Source organism: Janibacter cremeus (assembly GCF_029395675.1).
Classification (GTDB): Bacteria; Actinomycetota; Actinomycetes; order Actinomycetales; family Dermatophilaceae; genus Janibacter; species Janibacter cremeus_A.
On sequence record NZ_CP115184.1, the window covers coordinates 1,776,906 to 1,801,824 of the forward strand.

The following is a 24,919-nucleotide window of genomic DNA, read 5'->3' on the forward strand; positions in this document are numbered from 1 at the left end:
CGGGCACGACGAAGGGGGGTCGCCCACCTCGCGGTGAGCGACCCCCCTTCGAGGTGTGTCAGGAGATCAGTGGGAGTGACCGTGGCCGGCGGCCTCGGGCTCCTCCTCCTTCTTGTCCACCACGAGGGTCTCGGTGGTCAGGACCATCGACGCGATCGACGCGGCGTTGACCAGCGCGGAGCGGGTCACCTTGACCGGGTCGATGACACCGGCGCCGACGAGGTCGCCGTACTCACCGGAGGCGGCGTTGAGGCCGTTGCCCGGGGTGAGCTCCTGGACCTTCGCCACGGCGACGTAGCCCTCGAGACCGGCGTTCTCGGCGATCCAGCGCAGGGGCTCGACCGCGGCCTTGCGCACGATGCTGGCGCCGACGGCCTCATCACCCTCGAGGTCCAACCCGTCGAGGACCGACACGGCGTGGGCGAGCGCGGAGCCGCCACCGGCGATGATGCCCTCCTCGATCGCGGCACGCGTCGCGGAGATCGCGTCCTCGATGCGGTGCTTCTTCTCCTTCAGCTCCACCTCGGTGTGGGCACCGACGGAGATGACGCAGACGCCACCGGCCAGCTTCGCGAGGCGCTCCTGGAGCTTCTCGCGGTCCCAGTCGGAGTCGGTGCGCTCGATCTCGGCCTTGATCTGGGCCACGCGGCCGTTGACCTCGTCGGCGCTGCCCTGGCCGTCGATGATCGTCGTGTTGTCCTTGGTGACGACGACGCGACGGGCCTGGCCGAGGTCCTCGAGACCGACCTGGTCGAGCTTGAGACCGACCTCCTCGGCGACGACCTGGCCACCGGTGAGGATGGCCATGTCCTGCAGCATCGCCTTGCGGCGGTCACCGAAGCCGGGAGCCTTGACGGCCACGACGTTGAAGACGCCCTTGAGCTTGTTGACCACGAGGGTGGACAGCGCCTCGCCGTCGACGTCCTCGGCGATGATCATCAGCGGCTTGCCGGACTGGACGACCTTCTCCAGCACCGGGAGGATCTCCTGGATGTTGGAGATCTTGCCCTGGTTGATCAGCACGTAGGCGTCCTCGAGGACGGCCTCCATGCGCTCCGGGTCGGTGACGAAGTACGGGCTGATGTAGCCCTTGTCGAACTGCATGCCCTCGGTGAAGTCGAGAGCGGTCTCGGCGGTCGAGGACTCCTCGACGGTGATGACGCCGTCCTTGCCGACCTTGTCGAAGGCGTCGGCGATCGTCGAGCCGATGACGTGGTCCTGCGCGGAGAGGGCGGCGACCTGGGCGATCTCCTCCTTGCCCTTGAGCTCGAAGGCGTTCTCCAGCAGGCGGTCGGACACGGCCTGGACGGCCTTGTCGATCCCGCGCTTGAGGCCGGACGGGGCAGCGCCCGCCGCGACGTTGCGCAGGCCCTCGCGGACCATCGCCTGGGCGAGAACCGTGGCGGTCGTCGTGCCGTCACCGGCGACGTCGTTGGTCTTGGTCGCGACCTCCTTCGCCAGCTGCGCGCCGAGGTTCTCGTAGGAGTCCTCGAGCTCGATCTCGCGGGCGATGGTCACGCCGTCGTTGGTGATGGTCGGGGCGCCCCACGCCTTGTCGATGACGACGTTGCGGCCCCTAGGGCCGAGCGTCACCTTGACGGCGTTGGCGAGCTGGTCGACGCCACGCAGGAGGGCGTCACGGGCGGAGTCGTTGAACTCCAGTTCCTTGGCCATGGGTGTCCTTTGGTCTCAGGTGAGAAGAGGGGAAACGGCGACGCCCCGGTGGGACCCGGGAGGGCCCGCACCCGGGGCGTCAGCAGTTGCGGCCGGTGCCCGGCCGCGGGGTCTCGGGGATCGTCAGCCGACGATCGCGAGGACGTCGCGCGCGGAGAGGATGAGGTACTCCTCGCCGGCGTGCTTGACCTCGGTGCCCCCGTACTTGGAGTAGATGACACGGTCGCCGACGGAGATGTCCATCGGGACGCGCTCGTCACCGTCGTCGTTGAAGCGGCCCGGGCCGACGGCGACGACCTGACCCTCCTGCGGCTTCTCCTTGGCGGTGTCCGGGATGACGAGTCCGGACGCGGTGGTCTGCTCGGCCTCGACGGACTGGACGACGATGCGGTCCTCGAGCGGCTTGATGGAAACCGACACGCTGACTCCTTCTGTGAGGGTCGTGAATGATGAGTTGTCGTAAGTGCCGGGCCGGACGCCGTCGCGGGGATCGACCAGCCTTGGCGTTGGCACTCGCCAGTGGTGAGTGCCAAGTCCAAATCTATGCGGCCGCTGGCACTCGGTCAACCTGAGTGCCAACCGCCCATGACGGTGGTCTCGATGCGGTCACCTCCGGCCCGTCCTCCCCGCCACACCCGCGGAGAGGGGACAATGCCCCGTGTGGATCTGACGACCGTGCGCTGGCTGGCCTCCCCCGAGGGTCATGCCGCCCTGCACGACCTCCCCGAGTACCGGGAGGCCGACGCCGTGGCACAGGTGAGCGCACTGCGGGCCGAGGGTCGCAGCGCCGAGCAGGCCGCGGCGCTGATGACCCAGAAGCGCCTGCGGGCACGCGCACAGGACAAGTTCGGCGAGTTCGCGCAGGGCATGCTCTTCACCCCCGACGGGCTCGAGCAGGCCAGTCGTCTCGAGGTCGCCGCGACCCACGCCGGTCGGTACGCCGCCGCCAGCCTGGCCACCGTCCACGACCTGGGTTGCGGCATCGGCTCCGACGCGATGGCCATGAGCGCCCTGGGCGTCACCGTCCAGGCCATCGACGCCGACCCGCTGACGGCGGCCCTGGCCGACATCAACCTGCGGCCGTGGCCGGACAGCCGGGCCCGCACGGGGCTGGCCGAGGACTTCGACCCCCCGCTCGACCCCCTGCACGCCCGCGCCGGCGTCTGGCTGGACCCGGCCCGTCGCACGCCCGGCGTCGCCGACCGCTCCGGACGCACCCGCCGCGTCTTCCGGCTGGACGAGATCTCCCCGTCGTGGGACTTCGTCCTCTCCGTCGCCCGGGACGTGCCCGCGACCGGCGCCAAGCTGAGCCCCTCCCTTCCCCACGACATCCCGCCGCTCGGGACCGAGGCGCAGTGGCTCTCCTGGCAGGGCACCGTCCTGGAGTGCACCGTCTGGTGGGGACCCCTGGTCAAGGAGACCGGCCGCAGCGCCCGCGTGCTGCGCCGCGACCGTCCGCCGGTCGAGGTCGACGAGCGCAGCTGCGAGGACGACCCCCGTCGGGCCGCCGCGCTGGCCGACACCGGCCGGTGGCTCTACGAGGCCGACCGGGCCGTCGTGCGCGCCGGACTCATCGGGACCGTCACCGGCGCCGTCTCCGGTGCCGAGCTGGAGCCGGGCCTCGGGTACGTCACGAGCGACCTCGAGATCGATCTCGGGCACGCCCGCCGCTTCGAGGTGCTGGAGGCCATGCCCTTCTCGGTCAAGGCCCTGCGTGCCTGGCTGCGTGAGCACGGCATCACCGGGCTGACGATCAAGAAGCGCGGCATCCGCCTCGACGAGGACCAGCTGCGGCGCCAGCTGAAGATCGGGCGCGGCGCCGGGGACGGCGCGAGCGCCACCATCGTGCTGACCCGGGTCGCCGGCGCCCAGAGCGTGCTCGTCGTCTCCCCCTGCGACTGAGCCGCACCCAGTCCCCACGGGTACCCTCCACCCATGTCGCGCCACCCCCACGCCCTGCCCCGGATCGCCGCCGGCGCAGCCGTGCTCGCCCTCGTCGGATGCGGCGGCTCCGGCAGCCCCGAGCCGAGCAGCACGGGCGGCTCCTCGACGTCCTCGACCTCGGCCGGCCCGTCCGGGTCCCCGGACGAGGACTCGACCACCCGGGCGCAGGCCGACTCCTGCGTCACCGACGTGCGTGAGGCGATGACGCCGACGCAGCAGGCCGGCCAGCTGCTCATGGCCGCCATGAACCCCGGCCCCGTGACGAGCCTCGACGAGGTCGTCAAGAACCAGGGCCTGGGCTCGATGCTCTACCTCGGCGGGTGGCAGGGCTCGCAGACCGTCGCCGCCGCGAGCGAGCACCTCCAGCAGGTGGCGCCGACCGTCGACGGCACGAAGGTCGGCATGATCGTCTCCGCCGACCAGGAGGGCGGAGAGGTCCAGCAGCTGACCGGTGCCGGCTTCTCCGCCATGCCCTCCGGCCTGCAGCAGGCGCAGCTGCCCGACCTGCGATCGGCGGCGAAGGGGTGGGGAGGCGAGCTGGCCGCGGCCGGCGTCAACGTCAACCTCGCCCCCGTGGCCGACACCGTCCCCACCTCCATCGGGCAGGCCAACGACCCGATCGGCCAGTGGGGCCGCCAGTACGGCTCGACCCCCGAGGCCGCCGGCGCCGGCGCGCTCGCCTTCGCCCGGGGCATGCAGGACGCCGGCGTGGAGCCGACCGTCAAGCACTTCCCCGGCATCGGCCGGATCACCGGCAACACCGACCTGACGACCGAGGGCATCACCGACACCGAGATGACCACGGACGACCCCCACCTGCAGGCCTTCGAGACCGTCATCGACGGCGGCACCAGGATCGTCATGATCGGGTCGGCCCGCTACGCGCAGATCGACCCGGGTACCCCGGCCGTCTTCTCCGACCGGATCATCGAGGGGATGCTGCGCCAGGATCTCGGCTTCGACGGCGTGGTGATCACCGACGACGTCGGCAGCGCGGCCGCGGTCCAGGCCACACCCGTCGAGGAGCGCGCGACGAAGTTCATCGCCGCGGGCGGTGACATCGTGCTCACCGTCGAGCCGCAGCAGGTACCGCCCATGACCTCCGCCATCGTCGAGCGGGCGAAGGGGGACGAGGCCTTCGCGGAGAACGTCGAGGAGTCCGTGACTCGGGTGCTCACCCTCAAGGAGAAGATGGGGCTGCTCGACTGCGGCTGACCCCGAGCTGGTGGTGGTTCTCGGGTCGAGAGGCGCGGCGGCCCTTGGCGCGGAGACCGGACGCCTTGGTCACGTGCCATGCCTAGTCTTCAGGTCCGGTCTCCGGCCTGAGTCGGGCCACCACCCCTCTCGACCCGCTCACCGCTTCCCGCGGACCACGACGAGCCCCTGGCGCCGGGGACGCCAGGGGCTCGTTCGTTGCGGAGGACGCCTACTGCTTCTCGGTCAGCTCGGTCTCGAACGCCTCGGGGTTCTCCTCGATCCAGGCGTCGATGGCCTCGGCTTCCTTGCCCTCGCCGTACTCGTTGACGACCATGTCCTCGAGCGAGCCGTACTCCTCGTCATCGAGCTTGATGCCCTCGATGAGGTCGGCCGCCTCGGAGTACTCGTCGGAGAAGCCCTTGGTGCCCAGGAAGTGCAGGGCCTCGGACTCACCGAGCGCACCCTTGGGGTCCTTCAGGTCACGCACCGGGAAGGCGCTGTTGGCCCAGAAGGGACGCCACAGGGTGACGACGATCTCCTCCTTGGCGTCCGTCGCCTTCTTCAGCTCGGCGAGCATGCCGGTCGTCGACGAGGTGACGAGCTCGAAGTCCTGCCCGAGGCCGTACTCCGGGATGACGCTCTCCTTGGTCGCCTTCGTCAGGCCCGCGCCCGGCTCGATGCCGATGATCTTGCCGTCGAGCTCCTTGGCGTGCTTCGGCAGGTCGGCGATGGACTGCATCTTGCTGTACTTCGGCACCGCCAGGGTCAGCTTCGCGTTGTCGTAGTACGCGCCGACGTCCTCGATGTCCTCGCCGTACTCCTCCATGTACGCCGCGTGCGTCACCTCCGGCCACGCTGACGGGTACATGTCGACGTCACCCTTGGCCAGGGCGGTGTACAGCGGCCCGGCCTCGGTCAGGGTCTGCATCTCCACCTCGTAACCGGCCTTGGTCAGCTGGTCCTCGAGGAGGTACGCGGTCGACAACCCGTCGGTCCAGGACGGGATGAAGCCCAGCTTGATGGTGCCCTTGCTCTCGCCTTCACCCCCGGATCCGGAGTCCCCACCGCCACTGTCCCCGCACGCGGCGAGCGTGAGGGCCAGCGTCGAGGCGGCTGTCGCCGCGAGCGCCTTGCGGCTGAGTCGCTTGTTCATTTCTTGTCCTTTCCTGTGACGTCACCGCCGGAGCGGTGGTGTCGGTGGTCACCGGCCGAAGCCGGTCTGGTCACGAACGGTTGGTGGCCCGCCGCAGGACGCGCCGGAGGGAACCGGGGTACTCACCGGGGCTGCCCAGGGCGGCGGTCGTGCGGTCGAGGAAGATGGCGAGGATGACCACGCCGAGGCCGGCCTCGACGCCCAGCGGGATGTTCAGGGTGGAGATCGCCGAGACGACCTCCTTGCCGAGCCCGTCGGCGCCGACCATGCCGGCGATGACGACCATCGACAGCGCGAGCATGATCACCTGGTTGATGCCGGCCATGATCGTCGGCGTGGCCAGGGGCAGCTGGATCCCTCGCAGGATCTGGCGTGGTGTGGCACCGAAGGCTGCTCCAGCCTCGACCGTCTCGGAGTCGACCTGGCGGATCCCCAGCTCGGTCAGGCGCACTCCCGGCGGGAGCGAGAAGATCACCGTGGCCACGACACCCGGGACGGCGCCGACGCTGAAGAAGATGATCGCGGGGATGAGGTAGACGAAGGCGGGCATCGTCTGCATGAAGTCCAGCAACGGCCGGACCGCACCGCTCACCCACGCGTTGCGTGCGGCGGCGATGCCGATGGGGACCGCGATGATGACGGCGACGATGGTGGCGATGATGACCAACGACAGGGTGAGCATCGCGTTCTCCCACTGCCCCATCCCGGCCACCAGAGCGAAGCCGATCGGCGTGGCGACGGCGAACTCCCACGAGCGCACCAGCCACGCGATGAGGGTCAGCACCAAGATGATCACGATGGACGGCGGTGACAGCAGGGCCGTGTTCAGCGTCTCCACGAGCCATCCGACCGTGAGGTCGATGAAGTCGAAGAGCGCGGAGACGTTGGTGGTCAGCCAGTCGATGATCGACTCGGCCCAGTCACCGACGGGAACCCTGGGGAAGATCGGGTCCTCCTCCATCACTGCACCTCCCCCGTCATCGCCGGCTCACCGTCGTGGTCACCGGGTGGTGGGACGACGTGGTCGGGTGGCGGGGGCACGTCCTGCCCGCTCGACGCCGCCGCCAGCAGGGTCACGTGCGGGACGGTGCCGAGGACCCGGTCCTCCTCGTCGACGACGACGACGGGGCTGTTGGCGTCGGAGGCGTCGCGGAACATGTCCGCGAGCAGGGTGTCGGTGGTGGCCGTGGGCACCCGATCGCGCGGGATGACCGGCAGCAGGTCGCTGCGCTCGCGCACCGCCCTGGCCACGTCGCCCTCTTGGACCAGACCGACGAGGGTGCGGTCGCGGCCGACCACGACGAGCCAGGAGGTCTGGGTCTCGCGCATGAGCTTCTGTGCGGCGAGGGGGCCCTGCTCCGGCCCGACGACCACCGGCGGGGTCTCCATGATCCCGTCGGCCGTGATGACCCGGCTGCGGTCGACGTCCTGGACGAACTGCGCGACGTAGTTGTTGGCCGGGTCGTTGAGGATCTGCTCGGCCGTGCCGATCTGCTCGATCCGCCCGGCGCGCATCATCGCGATCCGGTCGCCCAGGCGCATCGCCTCGTTGAGGTCGTGGGTGATGAAGAGGACCGTCTTGTCGAGCTGGTTCTGCAGCTCGACGAGCTTGTCCTGCATCTCCCGGCGGATCAGCGGGTCGAGGGCGCTGAAGGCCTCGTCCATGAGCATGATGTCGGTCTCCGCGGCCAGGGCGCGGGCGAGGCCGACGCGCTGGCGCATGCCGCCGGACATCTCGTCCGGCCGGTAGCCGCCCCAGCCGCCGAGGTCGACCATCTTCAGGGCCTCCTCAGCCCGGCGCTCGCGGTCGGCGCGGTTGACGCCCTGGACCTCCAGCGCGTACGCGGCGTTCTCCCCGACGGTGCGGTGCGGCAGCAGCGCGAAGTGCTGGAAGACCATGCTCACGTGCTCCCGTCGCACCCGGCGCAGGCTCTCCCCCTTCGCCCGGGTGACGTTGGTGTCACCGATGTGGACATCGCCCGAGGTCGGCTGCAGCAGTCCGTTGACCATCCGGATGAGCGTCGACTTGCCCGAGCCGGACAGGCCCATGACGACGAAGATCTCTCCCGGCTCGACCGAGAAGGAGGCATCGATGACCGCGGGAGTCAGGCCCATCGGGCGCAGCTCGTCGCGGTCGGCGCCCTGCTTGAGGGCTTCGACCCCTCTCTCTGGTCGTCGGCCGAATACCTTGTACAGATGGCTCGCGGTGATCGCAGTCACACGTCTCCTCAGTGTTCGTCTTCACCCCCGGGGCAGGGGCTGCCGTTCCCTGACCGCGGGATGACTTTTTCCTTACGGAATCATCCTTACGCGGCCAGAACCACATCGACGCGCCCTTCGTGACCCGAATGGAACGCGACCTCAGTGGTCGTGGTCGACCTCCACGGGCAGCCCGGTGCGCACGTCGGTGACGGGTAGCGAGCTGTCCGCGGGCAACGACGGGTCGCTCGCCGGGCGGCCCTTGAGCATCAGCTGGGCCCCGAGACTGGCGACCATGGCGCCGTTGTCGGTGCACAGGCTACGGCGTGGGACGCGCAGGGCGACCCCCGCCTCCTCGCACCGTTGCCGGGCCATCTCGCGCAACCGGCTGTTGGCGGCGACGCCGCCGCCGATCTGCAGGGCGGCGACGTCGTGCTCGCGGCAGGCGAGCACGGCCTTGCGGGTCAACACGTCGGTGACCGCCTCCTGGAAGGACGCCGCGACGTCGCCGACGGGCACGTCACGCCCGGCTGCCCGCTCGGCCTCCACCCAGCGGGTCACGGCCGTCTTCAGCCCGGAGAAGGAGAAGTCGAAGCGGTGACGCTCCATGTCCCTGCGGCTGGAGAGACCCCGGGGGAAGTCGATGGTGATCTGGCCGTCGCTCGCGGCGCGGTCGATGTGCGGCCCACCGGGGAAGGGCAGGCCGAGCACCCTGGCGACCTTGTCGAAGGCCTCCCCCGCCGCGTCGTCGATCGTCGCGCCGAGGCTGCGGATGTCGTGGGTGACGTCCGGGACGAGCAGGAGGGAGGAGTGCCCGCCGCTGACGAGCATGGCCATCGTCGGCTCCGGCAGCGGCCCGTGCTCGACGATGTCCACGGCCACGTGGCTGGCGAGGTGGTTGACCCCGTAGAGCGGGACGCCCAGGGCGACCGACAGCGCCTTGGCGGAGGCGACCCCGACCATGAGCGCACCCGCCAGACCGGGACCGGCGGTCACGGCGATGCCGTCGAGGTCCGTCAGCGCGACGCCCGACTCGCGGCAGGCCTTCTCGATCATCGGGACCATGGCCTCGAGGTGGGCGCGGGAGGCCACCTCCGGCACGACCCCGCCGAAGCGCGCGTGCTCGTCGACGCTCGAGGCGATGGCGTCCACGAGCAGCTCGGTACCGCGGACGATGCCGACACCGGTCTCGTCGCACGAGGTCTCGATGCCCAGCACGAGGGGCTGCTCGGTCACGGCGTCGCTCATGACATCTCCTCAGGTCAGGTCGAGGGCGAGGACGAGGGCGTCCACCCCACCCGGGTAGTACCGGGCTCTGGTCTGCAGCAGCTCGAAGCCGCGGGCCGCGTACAGCGCCCGGGCGGCCGTGTTGTCCTCGCGGACCTCGAGCAGGAGCCGCTGGGCGCCGGCGCGGACGGAGCGGTCGACGAGCTCCTCCAGGAGGCGGCGACCGAGGCCCGTGCGGCGGGCCCTGGGCAGGACGGCGATGGTCATGATGTCGCTGACCTCGCCGCCGTGGTCGAGTCCGGCGTAGCCGGCCACGCCCCCTTCGTCCTCCGCGAGGAGATACTCGCGACGGGGACGGCCGGCCAGCTCACCCCACCACGAGGCAAGGCTCCAGGCCTCGACGCCGAAGAGCTCGGTCTCCAGGCCCGCGAGCTGCTCGAGGTCCTGCCAGCGGACCTCGCGCACGGTGGCCGTCCCTGGGGTCACCGCCGCGCTCACTGCTGGGCCTGCTCTGCCCGCCGGTCGGGACGGCGTCGCTGCTGCTGCTGGCGCGGGGCGGTGGCCGGCTTCGGCGCGGACGGGACCACCGCGTCGGGACGGCGCAGGTAGAGCGGCTCGACCGGCATCGCCTCGCCCGCCGTGATGCGCTGGGCCGCGAGCGTGGCCAGGGCACCGGCGTCGACGTCGAGGAGGTCGGTGCCGTGCGGCAGCAGCTCCGGGTAGAGAAGGGGGCCGCGGCCGGCGGTGGGCAGGGCGCGGACGGCGTCGGGCAGCTCGGCGGGCTTGTCCACGGCCGGGTCGTCCAGTCGCTGGATGGCGCCGTCGGTGCAGCGGTAGCGGGCCCAGTAGAGCTCCTTGCGCCGGGCGTCCGTGGCGACGAGCAGCTCGCCCTCGTGGCCCCCGGCCGCCGCCGCACCCGCCAGGGCGTCGAGCGAGCACACGCCGTGCACGGTGATCCCCCGGGCGTGGGCGAAGGTCTGCGCGGTGACGAGCCCGACGCGCAGGCCGGTGAAGGGGCCCGGACCGGTGCCGACGGCCACGTGGGTGACCTCCTCGGGGGCGGTGCCGGCGGCCGCCATGACCTCGATGAGCAGCGGCGCGAGGAGCTCGGTGTGCCGGCGCGCGTCGACCGTGCTGCGGGCGGCGAGGACCTGCTCGCCGTCGTGCACCGCCACGGTGATGGCCGAGGTGGCCGTGTCCATCCCGAGGATCCTCATCGCTCGCTCCCTTCGCCGCGCGCCAGCAGCGCCTCGATCGCGATGCCGTCCCACCGGGGGCCGGCGGCCTGCACGTCCATGGTGCGCTCCTCGGTCGCGGGGTCGGCGACGAGGGTGATCTCGAGGCGGTCCTCGGCCAGTCCCTCCGCCAGGCCGGCACCCCACTCGACGACCGTCACGGCGTCGTCGAGGTCCGCGTCGAGGTCGAGGTCGTCCAGCTCCGCGATACCGCCGAGCCGGTAGGCGTCCGCGTGGACCAGCTCGGGCCCACCGACGAGCGAGGGATGGATCCGGGCGATGACGAAGGTCGGCGAGGTCACCGGCCCACGCACGCCCAGGCCCTCCCCCAGGCCGCGGGTGAGGGTGGTCTTGCCGGCGCCGAGACCCCCGGTGAGCACGACGAGGTCACCCGCGCGCAGCAGACCGGCGAGTCGGCGACCGAGGTCGAGGGTCGCATCGGCGTCGGGCAGCACCAGCGTCATGCCGTATCCTCCCGGACGGCTCCCTTCGCCCGCTTCGCGTCCCGCGCGGCGTCCTCGCCGTGGGGCCGCTCGAGCAGGCCGAAGATCGCGTCGGTGACGGCCCCGGGGCGCTCCAGCTGGAGGACGTGGCCGACCCCGGGGACGACGACGAGCTCAGCGGCCGGCAGCGCCTCCGCGAGCCGGTCACTGTGCGCCGGCGGGGTCAGGACGTCGCGGGACCCGGCGACGATGAGCACGGGTGTCTCCACCAGCGCCGGCAGCGCGTCGCGGATGTCGAGGGTGTCCAGCTCGGGCAGGAAGGCGCCGATGGCGTCCAGCCGGGTGCCGAAGACCATCGTCGCGACCTGCCGCAGCAGGTCCTTGGGCATCTCGGTGCCGAAGGCGTACTTCTGCACCGCCCAGGACTCGATGCCCCGACCGGCTGCCCGGGCGCCGCCCCACAGGCCGTCGCGGTTGGAGAGGTTGGCCAGGACGCCGGGACCGATCGCAGCGATGATGCGGTCGAAGCGCTGCCCGAGGCCGAGCTGGACGAGGCTGTCCCCACCGGCACTCGTCGCGATGAGCGCCGCGCCGACGACCCGGTCGCGGGTGAGCTGCGGGTACCGCCCGGCGAAGCTCATGATCGTCATGCCACCCATGGAGTGGCCCACGAGGACGAGGTCCCCCTCCGGGGTCGTCGCGTCGATGACGGCCCGCAGGTCCTGGCCGAGCTGGTCGATGACGCAGGAGGCGAGGTCGCCGTACTCGGAGCGGCCGTGGTTGCGCTGGTCGTAGCTGACCACGCGGTACCCGGCGTCGACGAGCTCGCGGCGCTGGTGGATCCAGGAGCTGAGGTTGAGCACGAAGCCGTGGACGAGGACGACGGTCGGACGGCCGCTGTCGGCCCACCCCTTCGGCTCGTCGACCTCGACGTGCAGCACGACCCCGTCGCTGGCGGGCACCGCGAGGATCTTGTCGGCCTCGAAGGGGAAGACGTGCACCTTGTCGGGGGCGGTGACCGCGTGCGCTCGAGAGCGGCGCGCCGCCGTGCGCCCCGCGAGCCCCGCGCCGGCGATCGCGGCCCCACCCACGAGCGCGGCGGCGAGCCCGACACCGGTGGCGGCGGCGTGGCCGGCGTGCCTGCTCGTCGGCTCCGTGCCGTTCGGGTCCTTCACGCGGCCGGCCATCAGCGTGCTCCCAGGTACCGCCGCGGGACGCGGGCCCCGAGGCGGGTGACGATCTCGTAGTTGATCGTGTCGATGGCCGCTGCCCAGTCCTGGGCCGTCGGCTCCCCGTCGGCCTCCCGGCCGAAGACGACCACCTCGTCGCCCGCGGCAGCGGTGCTGCCCGGCCCGAGGTCGAGGACGAACTGGTCCATGCAGACCCGGCCGGCCACCGTGAGCCGCTGCCCGTCCGCCTGCACCGGCCCCACGTTGCCCGCGTGGCGCGGGATACCGTCCGCGTAGCCGAGCGGGACGAGACCCAGCCGGGTCTCCCCCTTCGTCGTGTACTGGTGGCCGTAGGAGATGCCCTGCCCGGCTCCCGCGGTCTTGACGTTGATCAGGCGGGCGGTCACCCGCATCGCCTCGCGCAGCCCGAAGTGGGTCGGGCCGCCCAGGTCGGGCACCGGCGAGAGCCCGTAGATCGAGACCCCCGGTCGCACCATGTCGAACTGCGCGGACGGGTTGGTCAGTGTCGCCGCGGAGTTGGCCAGGTGCCGGATACGGGGACGCAGCCCGGCTCGCTCCGCGTCGGCGAGGATCGCGACGAAGGTCTCCTGCTGGGCCCTCACGGTGGGGTGCCTCGGCGCGTCCGCGTACGCGAAGTGGGAGAAGATCCCCTCGACGTCGACGACGCCCTCGGCCTCGAGGCGCGCGGCCTCGACGAGCATCCCGGCGAGGTCGTCGGCCCAGGCGCCCCCGCGGCCCAGGCCGGTGTCGGCCTTGATGTGGATGCGGGCCGTGGTGCCGAGCCCGCGCGCGGCCGCGGCGATCTCGCCCAGTGCCCAGGGGGCGCCCGCGGAGAGGGTCAGGTCGGCACGGATCGCTGCGGCCAGGTCGGCCCCCGGCGGGAAGAGCCAGGTGAGCACGGGTGCGGTGATCCCCGCCGCGCGGGCGGCCATCGCCTCGGACAGCTGGGCGATCGCGAGGTACGTGGCACCACCGGCGAGCGCCGCGTGGGCCACGGGCACGAGGCCGTGGCCGTAGGCGTCGCCCTTGATCACGGCCATGACGTCCGCGTCACCGGCGAGGCGGCCCAGCTGGGCGACGTTGTCGCTGATGGCGCCGAGGTCGATGTCGGCCCAAGCGGTCAGGCCGTCCGTCGACGCCGTGGGCGGGAGCGTCGCGGAGGTGGCGGTGGTCGGTGACTCGGGGCGGGGTGCTGTGGTGTCCATGGGTATCCGCCCGAGTGTATGCCTGCCACGACGGTGCACCATGGGGGTATGACCTACCACGTGGACGACTACCAGGCCGATCCGACCCGCTACGACGGCGTCGACTACCGCCGCTGCGGCCGCTCCGGGCTGCAGCTGCCGCCGATCTCGCTGGGCCTGTGGCACAACTTCGGCGACCACGAGCCCCTCGCGACCCAGCGGGCGGTGCTGCGCCGGGCCTTCGACCTGGGCGTGACCCACTTCGACCTGGCGAACAACTACGGACCCCCTTACGGCAGCGCCGAGCGCAACTTCGGCACCGTGCTTGCCGAGGACCTGCGCCGGTACCGGGACGAGCTGGTCATCTCCACCAAGGCCGGCTGGGACATGTGGCCGGGGCCGTACGGGCAGATCGGCGGTTCACGCAAGTACCTGCTCGCCTCGCTCGACCAGTCCCTGCAGCGGATGGGTCTGGACTACGTGGACATCTTCTACAGCCACCGTTTCGACCCGGACACACCGCTCGAGGAGACGATGGGGGCGCTGGACTCCGCGGTCCGTCAGGGCAAGGCGCTCTACGTGGGCATCTCCTCCTACGGGCCGGAGCGCACGCGGGAGGCCTACGCGATCCTGCGCGAGATGGGCACCCCGCTGCTGATCCACCAGCCCTCCTACTCGATGCTCAACCGCTGGGTCGAGGCCGAGCTGCTCGACACGATCGAGGACCTGGGCGTGGGGGCGATCGCCTTCTCCCCCCTTGCCCAGGGGCTGCTGACCGACAAGTACCTCGGCGGGATCCCCGAGGACTCCCGCGCCGGCCGCGAGGGCACCGGTGTCGCGGGACAGCTGACCGAGGACAACCTCGCGCGCATCCGCGCCCTCAACGACATCGCCGGCGAGCGCGGACAGACCCTCGCCCAGATGGCGCTGGCGTGGGCGCTGCGCGACCGGCGCATCACCTCGGTGCTGGTCGGGGCCCGCACCGTCTCCCAGCTGGAGAACAGCCTCGGCGCGCTGGACTCGCCCGGCTTCACCGACGAGGAGCTGGCCCGGATCGACGAGCACGCCGTCGAGGGCGGTATCAACTGGTGGGCGGAGTCGGCGCAGGGCTGAGGTCGAGGAGTGGTCCCACCTCGCTACTCTTCTCCCGACACCACCGGGAGGACACAGGGCATGGGGACGACCATTCGCACGATGCTGGCCGCGCTCACCGCTGCCACGATGCTCACCGCCTGCGCGGGCAACGAGGACGAAGGGGGCGGGGAGTCAGCGTCGTCGACGTCGAGCACGTCGGCCGAGGCCTCGCCGGCCTCCTCGCCGGGCGACTCGGAAACGAGTTCCGAGCTCGATGAGGCCGCCAAGCAGGCCGGTGTCGACCCGGCCGACCCACCGGAGCCGATCGCCAGCGTCACGATGCCGGGGGCGGGCGGCGGCGCGAACAACGCGCCCACCGAGATCACCCTGGATCTGCTCTCGTTGCGACGCGACGGCGACCTGCTCGTGCTCAACCTCGGCTTCACGCCGAAGAAGGGCGAGCCCACGAGCTACTACGGGTGGACCACCACCCGATGGGCACCCCAGATCATCGATACGACGAACCTCACGGTCCACGACGTCGTCGACTCCGAGTCCGGTTCCGTCTCGACCGGGACCGGACCGCTGGGCACCAAGGTCGGCGGCGGCCAGACCCTCCACCTCTACGCCGTCTTCGCGGCGCCCCCGCAGGACGTGGAGACCGTGACGGTCAAGCCGGCGGACGGGGCTCCGGCCTTCACCGGGGTGACCATCCAGTGAGCCGGCGGTCGCGGGCGACCACCGGGGCCCTCGCGGCCGTGCTCGTCCTGCCCCTGGCCGCCGTCCCGGCGCACGGCGACGGGGTCGACGACCTGCCGGAGATCACGCCCGCCCAGCTGGCGGCCTCGGTGCACGACCTCCAGCCCAACACCAGCGACATCCGGCCGCAGGTCACCCCGCTCGAGCGGAAGGTCTCCTCGGAGGCGATCGCCCTCAACAGCGACGTCCTCTTCGCCTTCGACGAGGCGAGGATCAGCTCCCGTGCGCAGCGGGCCATCGGTGACGTGGTCGAGGAGATCCCGCAGGGCGCGTCGGTGACGATCACCGGCTACACCGATGACGTCGGCGAGGAGGACTACAACCAACGGCTGTCGACCGAGCGGGCCCGGGCCGTGGAGGAGGCCGTGACCACGGCCCGCCCCGACCTGGACACCACCGCACGAGGACGAGGCAGCGCCGATCCCGTCGAGCCCAACAACACGGGCGGGGAGGACAACCCCCGCGGCCGCGCCAAGAACAGACGCGTCGAGATCAGGTACGGGTGACCCGACGGCGCTAGCCTGACAGGCATGCGCACCGTCGTCGTCAGCCTCATCGCCGAGGATCGCCCCGGACTGGTCACCGAGCTCGCGGCGGTCGTCGCCGAGCACGGCGGCAACTGGCTGGAGAGCCAGATGGGCCGGTTGGGCGGCACCTTCGCCGGGGCGGTCCTGGTCCAGCTCGAGGACGAGCGGGTCGAGGACCTGTCGGCCGCCGTGCGCGACCTGCGCGACGTCGACGTCGTCGAGGTGACGGCAGCGACCACCGCCGCGACCGCGGACCCGGGTGACGCACCGGTCCGAGTGGTCGCCATCGGCCAGGACCAGCCCGGCATCGTGCGCGAAGTGACCCGGGCGCTGGCCGACCGGGGGCTGGGCATCCGGGAGTTCCACTCCGCCACGAGCGATGCCCCGATGAGCGGTGAGCGGCTCTTCGAGGCGACGGCGGTCGTCGGTGCGGCCGAGGACGTCGACCTCACCGACCTGCGCACCGCGCTGGACGAGGTCTCGGAGCAGCTCAGGCTGGACATCCGGATCGACGACGGCGAGGACGACAACCCGGCCTGGGGCGAGGTCCCCGAGCTGGGTTAGTCCGCCTACCGCAGGAGGGCCGCGATCGTCGGCCCGATCGCGTGCGCCACGGCCAGTGCCCGCACCGGGCCCCCGGGGTTGGCGTGCTCGGCAGCCCGTCCGTGGACGAGCACCCCGAGTGATGCCGCCGTCGTCGGGTCCAGGCCGGCGGCGAGCAGCGTCCCCACGAGACCCGCGAGGACGTCCCCCGACCCGGCCGTGGCGAGCCACGCGGGCGCGTCGTCGTGCACGTGGACCGGCCCGTCGGCGTCGACGACGTGGGTGACCGCACCCTTGAGCAGGACGGTCGCACCGGTGAGCCGGGCGAGCATCCTGGCGTGCTCGAGTGGGTCGGCCTCGACCTCGGCCCGGGTCAGGGCGGTCGCGCGGCCACGCAGTCGGGTCAGCGCGCGGGCGCACTCCCCCGCGTGCGGGGTCAGGAGGGTCGGCGCCTCGCGGGGCCCGTCGAGGAGGTCGAGGCCGCCCGCGTCGAGGACGACCGGCACGTCGGAGGCGAGGGCCTTGCGCGCGGCGGCCAACTGCTCCGCCGCCCCTTCGCCGGTGGCCTCCGGGTCGAGGCCGGAGCCGATGCACCAGGCCTGGACCCTCCCTTCGCCCGGCACCACCTCGGGGGCCGCCTGTCGGACGAGGTCGGTCGGTGCCTGCGGGCCGACGTAGCGGACCATCCCGGCCCCCGCCGTCACCGCCGCGGTACTCGCGAGCACCGCGGCCCCCGTGTACCGCTCGCCTCCGGCGATGAGACCGAGCACGCCGCGCGAGTACTTGTCGTCCGCCGTGGTCGGGACGGGCCAGAGGAGGGGCACGTCGTCCGGGGTCAGCCGCACGACGATCGGGGTGGCGTCCGTGAGGTCCAGACCGATGTCCAGGACGGTGAGGATCCCGCAGGTCGGCTCGGTCGACGGCATCAGGTGGACGGCCTTGGGCGCCCCGAAGGTCACCGTCTCGTCCGCGAAGACCGCGTCCGCGACGAGCGGCCCACCGTCGACGGGCTGCCCGCTCGGGGTGTCGACGGCGATCACCCAGGTGCGGTCCCGGATCGCATCCACCCACGGCCGGGCGAAGGGGGGCAGTCCCGGCCGTCCGCCGATGCCGGTGATGCCGTCGAGGACCACCTCGGCCCGGGCGATCGCGGTGAGCGCCTCGGCACCGTCACCGGTGAGGACACGGGCACCCCGGGAGCGGGCACGCTCGGCGGCCGCCGACACCGTGGGTGAGGACTCGGGGTCCACGCACACGGCGGTGGCCTCGAAGCCGCGCCGGGCCAGCCGCGCGAGCGCGTAGAGGGTGTCGGCACCGTTGTTGCCCGGGCCCACCAACCCCGTGACCCGCCGGAAGCCACGGTCGCGCATGCGACCGCTCGTCAGCCGGGCGACCCCCCTGGCGGCCCGGCTCATCAGCTCCCCGCTCTCGAGGAGGTCGGGGAGGGCCTGCTCGGCCCGACGGATCGTCTCGACTGAGTACCCGGTGATCACGCCGCTGACGTTACCCCCGCCGTACGAACTACTGCAGGCAGCACTTCGTATCGTCGGCCGCATCTCGAGCTGCTGCAGGCGATACCAGCTACTGCCTGCAGTAGTTCGTGTGGTCAGGGCGAGTCGGCGGACTCGGCGATGACGATCGCGGTGGCGATGCCGCCGTCGTGACTGAGGGAGATGTGCAGGCGGGTGACGCCGAGCAGCTCGGCACGGGCCGCGACCGCCCCGGTGACCACGAGGACCGGTTCGCCGTGCTCCCCCTTCGTCACCTCCGCCTCCTGCCACGGCAGGTCGCCCGGTGTGCACAGCGCCTTGCCGGTCGCCTCCTTGGCGGCGAACCGCGCCGCGAGGGAGCGCAGCGGCAGGTCGCGCTCACGCTCGGTGAAGACACGCTCGCGCAGGCCCGGCGTCCGCTCGAGACGGGCGCCGAGACGCACCATGTCGACGACGTCGATCCCCACCCCGACGATCACCGCGCTCCCCCGACCTTCACTCGACGGTGACGGACTTGGCGAGGTTGCGCGGCTGGTCGACGTCGAGACCCTTCGCCGTGGACAGGTGCAGGGCGAAGACCTGCAGCGGCACGACGGTCAGGAGCGGCTGGAGCAGCGGCGAGGTGTGCGGCACCCGGATCACCTCGTCGGCGAAGGGGGTGACCTCCTCGTCGCCCTCCTGGGCGATGACGATGGTGCGGGCGCCGCGGGCGCGGATCTCCTGGATGTTGGAGACGACCTTCTTGTGCAGGTCGTTCGGCGTGTCCGGCCCGGGCACGATGATGAAGACCGGCTGGCCGGGCTCGATGAGCGCGATGGGACCGTGCTTGAGCTCGCCGGCGGCGAAGCCCTCGGCGTGGATGTAGGCGAGCTCCTTGAGCTTCAGGGCTCCCTCCATCGCGATCGGGAAGCCGACGTGGCGCCCGAGGAAGAGCACCGCGCGGGTGTCGGACATGAAGCGGGCGATCTCCTCGACCCGGTCCATCGTCGTCAGCAGCTCGGCGATCTTGTCCGGGACCGTGTGCAGCTCCGCCATGACCGACCTGGCGTCGTCGGCGAAGGTCTCGCCGCGCAGCTGCGCGAGGTAGAGGCCCAGCACGTAGCAGGCGGTGATCTGCGCGAGGAAGGCCTTGGTCGAGGCGACCGCGATCTCCGGCCCCGCGTGGGTGTAGAGGACGGCGTCCGACTCGCGCGGGATCGTCGCACCGTGGGTGTTGCAGACCGAGACCGTGAGCGCACCGAGGGAGCGGGCGTGGCGCACCGCCATCGCGGTGTCGGCGGTCTCACCGGACTGGCTGATCGAGACCACGAGGGTGCGCTCGTCGACGATCGGGTCGCAGTAGCGGAACTCGTGCGCGAGGGCGACCTCGACCGGGATCCGGGTCCAGTGCTCGATGGCGTACTTGGCGACCGTGCCTGCGTAGGCGGCCGTCCCGCAGGCGACGATCGTGATGCGGTCGATCGCCCGGAGCTTCTCCTCGTCGATGCGCACCTCGTCGAGAACGAGCCGGCCCTCGGCGTCGGTGCGACCGAGCAGCGTGTCCCCGACCGCCTTCGGCTGGTCGTGGATCTCCTTCTCCATGAAGGTGTCGAAGCCGTCCTTCTCCGCAGCGGCTGCATCCCAGGTCACCTCGTAGGGGCGTCCCGCGCCGTCGGTCCCGTCGAAGTTGATCACCGAGTAGTCGTCCGGGGTGATCGTGACGATCTGGTCCTGCTCCAGCTCGACGGCCTGCTTGGTGTAGCCGATGAAGGCCGCCACGTCGGAGCCGAGGAAGTTCTCCCCCTCACCGAGGCCGACGACGAGCGGGCTGTTGCGACGGGCCGCCACGACGACGTCGGGCTGGTCGGCGTGCACCGCCAGGAGGGTGAAGGCACCCTCGAGTCGGTTGACCACCCGGCGCATCGCCTCGGTGAGGTCACCGGTCTCGGTGAACGCGGCCGCCAGCATGTGGGCGGCGACCTCGGTGTCGGTCTCGGAGGTGAAGGACACGCCCTGCTCGAGCAGCTCGCCCTTGAGCGCGTGGAAGTTCTCGACGATGCCGTTGTGGACGACCGCGATCTTCCCGTCCTGCCCGCCGCGGTGCGGGTGGGCGTTCTCGTCCGTCGGACCACCGTGGGTGGCCCAGCGGGTGTGACCGATGGCCGTCGCGGACACCGGGATCGCCTCCGACTCCAGGGCCGCGCGCAGGTTGGCGAGCTTGCCGGCGCGCTTCTCCGCGAAGACCGTGTCCCCCGTGACCAGGGCGATGCCTGCGGAGTCGTACCCGCGGTACTCGAGCCGCGAGAGGCCCTCCATCACGACGTCCAGGGAGCGGGCCCCCGCGTCCGGGCCGACGTATCCAACGATTCCACACATGCGGGACAGGCTAACCGTCCCTGCGGCGGGTCCGGAGCACGTGGGACACAATGAGGCCGTGCCCTCCGCGTCCTCCGCCAGCACGATGACCGTGCCGTCCCCCTTCGTCGAGCTCGACCGCGATGCCTGGGCCCGGCTGCGTGAGAACCACCCCCTCAACCTCGACGAGGGCGATCTGGCGCGTCTGCGCGGCCTCAGCGACCCCATCGACCTCGAGGAGGTCCAGGAGGTCTACCTCCCGCTCTCCCGGCTGCTGACCTTCTACGTCTCGGCCACGACACGGCTGCACCGGACCACCTCCACCTTCCTCGGGGAGCGGCCACCGAAGGCTCCCTTCGTCATCGGCGTCGCCGGGTCGGTCGCGGTGGGCAAGTCCACGACCGCCCGCATCCTGCGCGAGCTGATGCTGCGCTGGCCGGACACGCCCCAGGTCGACCTGGTGACCACCGACGGCTTCCTGCTGCCGAACGCCGAGCTGGAGCGGCGCGGCCTGCTGCAGCGCAAAGGCTTCCCCGAGTCCTACGACCGTCGGGCGCTGCTGCGCTTCATGTCGGCCGTCAAGGCCGGTCAGCCCGAGGTCCACGCGCCGGTCTACTCGCACCTGACCTACGACATCGTCCCGGAGGAGCAGACCGTCGTGCGCCAGCCGGACGTGCTCATCGTCGAGGGACTCAACGTCCTGCAGCCTCCCGGCGCCCGCCAGGACGGACGGACCGGGCTCGCCGTCAGCGACTTCTTCGACTTCTCCGTCTACGTCGACGCCAAGGTCGACGACATCCGACGGTGGTACGTCGAGCGCTTCCTGCGGCTGCGGCAGACCTCCTTCGCCGACCCGCAGTCCTACTTCCACCGCTACGCGCAGCTGAGCGACGAGCAGGCCGAGGCCCGCGCGCTGCACATCTTCGAGACGATCAACCAGCCCAACCTCGTCGACAACGTCCTGCCGACACGGGGTCGGGCGAGCCTCGTGCTGACGAAGGGGGCGGACCACCAGGTCCGCAGGATCCGGCTGCGCAAGCTCTGACCCGCTTCTGCGCCCCACCGACCCCTCGCGCTCGTCGGGATGCTGCCGGGCGGGCGCGTGAGCGGGTCGTGCTCGGTCAGTACCAGTGCGGGTTCTGGTTGTTCCAGAAGTTCAGCGCGCCGCAGGGGCTGCCGTAGCTGAGCTTGATGTAGTTCAGACCCCAGTCGATCTGGGTGATCGGGTTGGTTTTCCAGTCGCCACCGGCGGACGCCATCTTGTTGGCGGGCAGGGACTGCGGGATGCCGTAGGCACCGGAGGAGGAGTTGGTCGCGTCCCACTCCCAGTCGCTCTCGCCGATCCACAGCTGCTCGAGGCAGCTCCACTGGCCGTCGTCCCAGCCGTACTCACGCATCAGCTCGATGGCGTAGGGCTTGGGGTCGGCCTGGATCCGGGCGATCTGGGCGTTGGTGAAGTCGCGCTCACTGACCGGCTTGGCGGCCTCCCTCTTCTCTCGCGCGGCCTTCTTCTTCGCCTTGGCGGCCCTCGCGGCCTTCCTCTCCTTGGCCTCCCTCTCCTCCTCGGCCAGGCGGGCCTTCTCGCGGGAGGCACTCCGGGAGACATTGGCCGAGCGACGGTCCTCGGCGAGGCGGGCGGCGTCCCGGGCGGCGGTGTCGTTCGACCCCGCACGCTCGGAGCCACTGCCGGCGGCATCCTGCTGGGGAGCGGAGAGCGCGGCCGACGCCACGTCCCGGGCGTCGGGCGGGTCGCCGATGGCGACGGTGGCGCCGAGCGAACCCAGCATGGCGATCGCGACCGCACCGCCGATGACGGGTCGACGGACTGCGGTTCGGATGGCCGCTGCTCCCCGGCGCGGGCGCGGTGGAGCCGTGCGCCGTGATCCGTGCCGTGGCGTGTAGCTCGTCGAGCCCACGTCACCAGCTCCTTTCATGACGACAGCCACTCCGAGGGAGTGGCTGTTGATGCGGGGCCAGCATGGCGCGCTGCCCCGCCGTTACCAAGTCGAGACCTTAGCCGACCCTTGGCCTCGGCGCCAACCCCCGGGTAACCACGGACGAAGGGAGCGTCCCACCACCGTGGTGGGACGCCCCCTTCGAGGCTCCGTCGTCGCGCCTCAGGACACCGCCTTCGTCATGGGACCGAGGTCACATGTCGCTGCCCTCGAGCAGATCGGTCACCAGCGCCGCGATGGGGCTGCGCTCGCTGCGGGTGAGCGTGACGTGCGAGAAGAGCGGGTGGCCCTTCAGGGTCTCGATGACCGCCGCGACGCCGTCATGGCGCCCGACGCGCAGATTGTCACGCTGGGCCACGTCGTGGGTGAGCACGATCTTGGAGTTCTGCCCGATGCGGGACATCACGGTGAGCAGGACGTTGCGCTCCAGGCTCTGCGCCTCGTCGACGATGACGAAGGCGTCGTGGAGGCTGCGGCCGCGGATGTGGGTCAGTGGCAGCACCTCGAGCATGTCGCGGTCGAGGATCTCCTCGACGACCTCCGTGGACACGACCGCGCCGAGGGTGTCGTGGACCGCCTGCGCCCACGGCCCCATCTTCTCCTGCTCGCTCCCGGGCAGGTAGCCCAGCTCCTGGCCGCCCACCGCGTACAGCGGGCGGAAGACGACGACCTTGCGGTGCTGCCTGCGCTCCATGACCGCCTCGAGGCCGGCACACATCGCCAGCGCGCTCTTGCCCGTGCCGGCACGGCCACCGAGGCTGACGATGCCGACGTCGGGGTCGAGGAGGAGGTCCAGGGCAATGCGTTGCTCGGCGGAGCGCCCGTGCAGGCCGAAGGCGTCGCGGTCGCCGCGCACGAGCCGCACCTGCTTGTCCGCACCCACACGGCCGAGGGCGTTGCCCCGCTCGGAGATGATCTTCAGCCCCGTGTGGCAGGGCATCTCGGCGGCGGCGAGGTTCTCCACGCGCCCGGTCGCGTAGAGGTGGTCGACCTCCTCGCCACTCAGCTCGAGCTCGGCCATCCCGGTCCACCCGGAGTCGGCGCGCGTCTGCTCGTGGCGGTACTCCTGCGCGTCCAGCCCGACGGCGGAGGCCTTGACCCGCATCGGCAGGTCCTTGGAGACGATCGTGACGTCGGCGCCCTCGAGGGAGAGGTTCTTGGCCACCGCGAGGATGCGGGTGTCGTTGTCCCCGAGCTGGAACCCCGACGGGAGCGAGGCGGGATCGGTGTGGTTGAGCTCGACGCGCAGCGTCCCGCCGTCCGCCCCGACATCCACCGGTGCGTCGAGGCGGCCGGCCTGCACGCGCAGGTCGTCGAGGAGGCGCAGCGCGGTGCGGGCGAAGTATCCCAGCTCCGGGTGGTGCCGCTTGCCCTCCAGCTCGGTCACGACGACGACCGGCAGGACCACCTCGTGCTCCTTGAAGCGCAGCACCGCCCGCGGGTCCGAGAGCAGGACCGAGGTGTCGATGACGTAGGTGCGTCGGCCTTCGTCCTGGGGCGGGAGGGTCACCGGATCAGGCGCTCCGTCGGGCTGCGTGCCTGAGGGGGTGACGGTCTGGGTCATCAGGTCGTCCACGTCGGTCTCCTCGTCGGCGCCGCGCCCCGAAGGCGCGTGTGCGCCTACTCTCGGTGCTGGTGCCGGGATGGGATCCGAGGCACGGGCAGGGGCCGTGAACGGCTCCTCCTGCTGGTCAGCAGCCCCATGTCGGCCTTCCCGTCAGGGCCGCGGGGTGCGACCCGTCAGGCATCACGCTAGGCCGACGCACCGCCGGGCGTCGGACGCGCTGCGGCGTGTTCCCAACGTTCACGGACCGGCCACCCCCCAGACGTCACAGGAGCCTCGGCAGCCACTCGGGTCCCTGCCGCCACACGCGGTCTCACTGGGTGACCGGGTCGCGCGCGAGTCCCTCGACCGGGACGAAGGGGTCAGCCGCCGAATCGTCGGTGCCGGTCGGCGTAGGCACGCAGGGCCCGCAGGAAGTCCACCCGACGGAACTCGGGCCAGTAGGCCTCGCAGAAGTAGTACTCGCTGTGCGCCGACTGCCACAGCAGGAAGCCGGAGAGCCGCTGCTCCCCCGACGTGCGGATGACGAGGTCCGGGTCGGGCTGTCCCTTGGTGTAGAGGTGGGCCCCGATGTCCTCGGCGGTCAGCTCCGCCGCGACCTCGTCGAGGCTGGCGCCCTCCGCGGCGCGGGTGCGCAGCAGGGACCGGACGGCGTCGGAGATCTCCTGACGCCCCCCGTAGCCGACGGCGACGTTGACGACGAGCCCGTCGACCCCGGCCGTCTCCTCCTCCGCCCGGCGCAGGGCCGCCGCGGTCTGCACAGGGAGCAGCTCCAGGGCGCCGGCGGAGTGCAGCTGCCAGCGGGCGGCCGAGGCCAGGTCGGCCACGAGGCCCTCGATGATCCGCAGCAGGTGGTCGAGCTCCTCGGGGGGGCGGGTCAGGTTGTCCGTCGAGAGCAGCCACAGGGTGACGACCTCGACGCCCGCGTCCTCGCACCACTCCAGGAAGCTGGCGATGTTGGCCGCCCCCGCGCGGTGCCCGTCGTCGGCATTGCGTCCACGCGCCTTCGCGAACCGTCGGTTGCCGTCCACGATCATCCCCACGTGCCGTGGAACGGCATCGCGGTTGAGCTGCCGGACGAGACGTCGCTCGTAGGCGCTGTAGAGCGGGTTGCGCACTCGCTGTCCTTCCTTGGCGCGATCTCGACCCGAGACAACCTACCGCCGCATCCGGTGTCCGATCCCACACGGGGACCCCCGGCCGAACATGGCGAACCTACGCTGCCGT

24 protein-coding genes are annotated in these 24,919 nt (G+C 71.6%); 7 read left to right on the forward strand and 17 right to left on the reverse strand.

Annotated elements, in window-relative coordinates; all coding sequences use genetic code 11:
- Positions 1–66 precede the first annotated feature (66 nt).
- Together groL and groES are read right to left on the reverse strand one after the other, a co-directional pair.
- On the reverse strand, positions 67–1,674 hold the full coding sequence (groL, locus tag O9K63_RS08270) for a chaperonin GroEL (RefSeq protein WP_277236956.1): 1,608 nt from the start codon (positions 1,672–1,674) through the stop codon (positions 67–69).
- 123 nt (positions 1,675–1,797) lie between these two features.
- Positions 1,798–2,094, reverse strand: coding sequence for a co-chaperone GroES (groES, locus tag O9K63_RS08275; protein ID WP_277236958.1), 297 nt, complete (start codon positions 2,092–2,094; stop codon positions 1,798–1,800).
- Between the two features lie 240 nt (positions 2,095–2,334).
- On the opposite strand from groES, the gene O9K63_RS08280 reads away from it, so the two are divergent.
- Positions 2,335–3,576, forward strand: a complete 1,242-nt coding sequence (locus tag O9K63_RS08280) for a class I SAM-dependent methyltransferase (RefSeq protein ID WP_277236960.1) — start codon at positions 2,335–2,337, stop codon at positions 3,574–3,576.
- Between the two features lie 33 nt (positions 3,577–3,609).
- Positions 3,610–4,833: a glycoside hydrolase family 3 N-terminal domain-containing protein gene (locus tag O9K63_RS08285; protein ID WP_277236962.1), complete on the forward strand. Its 1,224-nt coding sequence runs from the start codon at positions 3,610–3,612 to the stop codon at positions 4,831–4,833.
- Positions 4,834–5,044: 211 nt separating this feature from the next.
- Here O9K63_RS08285 and O9K63_RS08290 read toward each other — a convergent pair whose 3' ends face one another.
- The 9 genes from O9K63_RS08290 to alr form a co-directional block, all read right to left on the reverse strand.
- Entirely contained in the window at positions 5,045–5,968 is a 924-nt protein-coding gene (locus tag O9K63_RS08290) for a glycine betaine ABC transporter substrate-binding protein (RefSeq protein ID WP_277236964.1), read from the reverse strand.
- A 70-nt stretch (positions 5,969–6,038) separates the two neighbouring features.
- Positions 6,039–6,929 carry an ABC transporter permease gene (locus O9K63_RS08295; RefSeq protein ID WP_277236965.1) on the reverse strand — a complete coding sequence of 297 codons (891 nt, stop codon included), beginning with the start codon at positions 6,927–6,929 and terminating at the stop codon, positions 6,039–6,041.
- The gene (locus O9K63_RS08300; protein WP_277236966.1) at positions 6,929–8,188 is read right to left on the reverse strand and encodes a quaternary amine ABC transporter ATP-binding protein; all 1,260 of its coding nucleotides are present in this window, start codon (positions 8,186–8,188) and stop codon (positions 6,929–6,931) included. Before O9K63_RS08300 ends, O9K63_RS08295 begins: the two co-directional genes overlap by 1 nt.
- Positions 8,189–8,329: 141 nt before the next feature.
- Complete coding sequence (tsaD, locus tag O9K63_RS08305; RefSeq protein ID WP_277236967.1) at positions 8,330–9,415, reverse strand: tRNA (adenosine(37)-N6)-threonylcarbamoyltransferase complex transferase subunit TsaD; 1,086 nt, start codon at positions 9,413–9,415, stop codon at positions 8,330–8,332.
- Between the two features lie 9 nt (positions 9,416–9,424).
- Positions 9,425–9,880 carry a ribosomal protein S18-alanine N-acetyltransferase gene (gene rimI / locus O9K63_RS08310; RefSeq protein WP_277236969.1) on the reverse strand — a complete coding sequence of 152 codons (456 nt, stop codon included), beginning with the start codon at positions 9,878–9,880 and terminating at the stop codon, positions 9,425–9,427.
- Positions 9,881–9,888: 8 nt separating this feature from the next.
- The gene (gene tsaB, locus O9K63_RS08315) at positions 9,889–10,611 is read right to left on the reverse strand and encodes a tRNA (adenosine(37)-N6)-threonylcarbamoyltransferase complex dimerization subunit type 1 TsaB (RefSeq protein ID WP_277236970.1); all 723 of its coding nucleotides are present in this window, start codon (positions 10,609–10,611) and stop codon (positions 9,889–9,891) included.
- Entirely contained in the window at positions 10,608–11,093 is a 486-nt protein-coding gene (gene tsaE / locus O9K63_RS08320; RefSeq protein ID WP_277236972.1) for a tRNA (adenosine(37)-N6)-threonylcarbamoyltransferase complex ATPase subunit type 1 TsaE, read from the reverse strand. Before tsaE ends, tsaB begins: the two co-directional genes overlap by 4 nt.
- The gene (locus O9K63_RS08325; protein WP_277236973.1) at positions 11,090–12,259 is read right to left on the reverse strand and encodes an alpha/beta fold hydrolase; all 1,170 of its coding nucleotides are present in this window, start codon (positions 12,257–12,259) and stop codon (positions 11,090–11,092) included. The genes tsaE and O9K63_RS08325 overlap by 4 nt, the downstream gene beginning before the upstream one ends.
- Complete coding sequence (gene alr / locus O9K63_RS08330; protein WP_277236974.1) at positions 12,259–13,467, reverse strand: alanine racemase; 1,209 nt, start codon at positions 13,465–13,467, stop codon at positions 12,259–12,261. The genes O9K63_RS08325 and alr overlap by 1 nt, the downstream gene beginning before the upstream one ends.
- Before the next feature lie 48 nt (positions 13,468–13,515).
- Here alr and mgrA point away from each other — a divergent pair, with 48 nt between their 5' ends.
- From mgrA to O9K63_RS08350, 4 genes are read left to right on the forward strand one after another with little or no spacing between them, the layout of a single operon-like run.
- Positions 13,516–14,559, forward strand: a complete 1,044-nt coding sequence (mgrA, locus tag O9K63_RS08335) for an L-glyceraldehyde 3-phosphate reductase (protein WP_277236976.1) — start codon at positions 13,516–13,518, stop codon at positions 14,557–14,559.
- 60 nt (positions 14,560–14,619) lie between these two features.
- A complete protein-coding gene (locus tag O9K63_RS08340) occupies positions 14,620–15,240 on the forward strand; it encodes a hypothetical protein (RefSeq protein WP_277236978.1) in 621 nt (206 codons plus the stop codon).
- Positions 15,237–15,785 (forward strand): OmpA family protein, encoded by a 549-nt coding sequence (locus O9K63_RS08345; protein WP_277236979.1) that lies wholly within the window; start codon positions 15,237–15,239, stop codon positions 15,783–15,785. The genes O9K63_RS08340 and O9K63_RS08345 overlap by 4 nt, the downstream gene beginning before the upstream one ends.
- Before the next feature lie 24 nt (positions 15,786–15,809).
- On the forward strand, positions 15,810–16,370 hold the full coding sequence (locus O9K63_RS08350) for a glycine cleavage system protein R (RefSeq protein ID WP_277236980.1): 561 nt from the start codon (positions 15,810–15,812) through the stop codon (positions 16,368–16,370).
- 5 nt (positions 16,371–16,375) lie between these two features.
- On the opposite strand, the gene O9K63_RS08355 is transcribed toward O9K63_RS08350, so the two are convergent.
- The 3 genes from O9K63_RS08355 to glmS form a co-directional block, all read right to left on the reverse strand.
- Complete coding sequence (locus O9K63_RS08355) at positions 16,376–17,842, reverse strand: bifunctional ADP-dependent NAD(P)H-hydrate dehydratase/NAD(P)H-hydrate epimerase (RefSeq protein ID WP_277236982.1); 1,467 nt, start codon at positions 17,840–17,842, stop codon at positions 16,376–16,378.
- A 113-nt stretch (positions 17,843–17,955) separates the two neighbouring features.
- On the reverse strand, positions 17,956–18,318 hold the full coding sequence (locus O9K63_RS08360) for a holo-ACP synthase (protein ID WP_277236984.1): 363 nt from the start codon (positions 18,316–18,318) through the stop codon (positions 17,956–17,958).
- Positions 18,319–18,334: 16 nt separating this feature from the next.
- Complete coding sequence (glmS, locus tag O9K63_RS08365) at positions 18,335–20,194, reverse strand: glutamine--fructose-6-phosphate transaminase (isomerizing) (RefSeq protein WP_277236986.1); 1,860 nt, start codon at positions 20,192–20,194, stop codon at positions 18,335–18,337.
- Between the two features lie 85 nt (positions 20,195–20,279).
- On the opposite strand from glmS, the gene coaA reads away from it, so the two are divergent.
- Positions 20,280–21,218, forward strand: coding sequence for a type I pantothenate kinase (gene coaA, locus O9K63_RS08370; RefSeq protein ID WP_277242291.1), 939 nt, complete (start codon positions 20,280–20,282; stop codon positions 21,216–21,218).
- Positions 21,219–21,294: 76 nt separating this feature from the next.
- On the opposite strand, the gene O9K63_RS08375 is transcribed toward coaA, so the two are convergent.
- The 3 genes from O9K63_RS08375 to O9K63_RS08385 all read right to left on the reverse strand — a co-directional run bounded on the left by O9K63_RS08375 (position 21,295) and on the right by O9K63_RS08385 (position 24,810).
- Positions 21,295–22,089 carry a hypothetical protein gene (locus tag O9K63_RS08375; RefSeq protein ID WP_277236988.1) on the reverse strand — a complete coding sequence of 265 codons (795 nt, stop codon included), beginning with the start codon at positions 22,087–22,089 and terminating at the stop codon, positions 21,295–21,297.
- Positions 22,090–22,321: 232 nt separating this feature from the next.
- Entirely contained in the window at positions 22,322–23,704 is a 1,383-nt protein-coding gene (locus O9K63_RS08380) for a PhoH family protein (protein ID WP_277236990.1), read from the reverse strand.
- A gap of 350 nt (positions 23,705–24,054) precedes the next feature.
- Positions 24,055–24,810, reverse strand: a complete 756-nt coding sequence (locus O9K63_RS08385; protein ID WP_277236991.1) for an isoprenyl transferase — start codon at positions 24,808–24,810, stop codon at positions 24,055–24,057.
- Between the last annotated feature and the right edge of the window lie 109 nt (positions 24,811–24,919).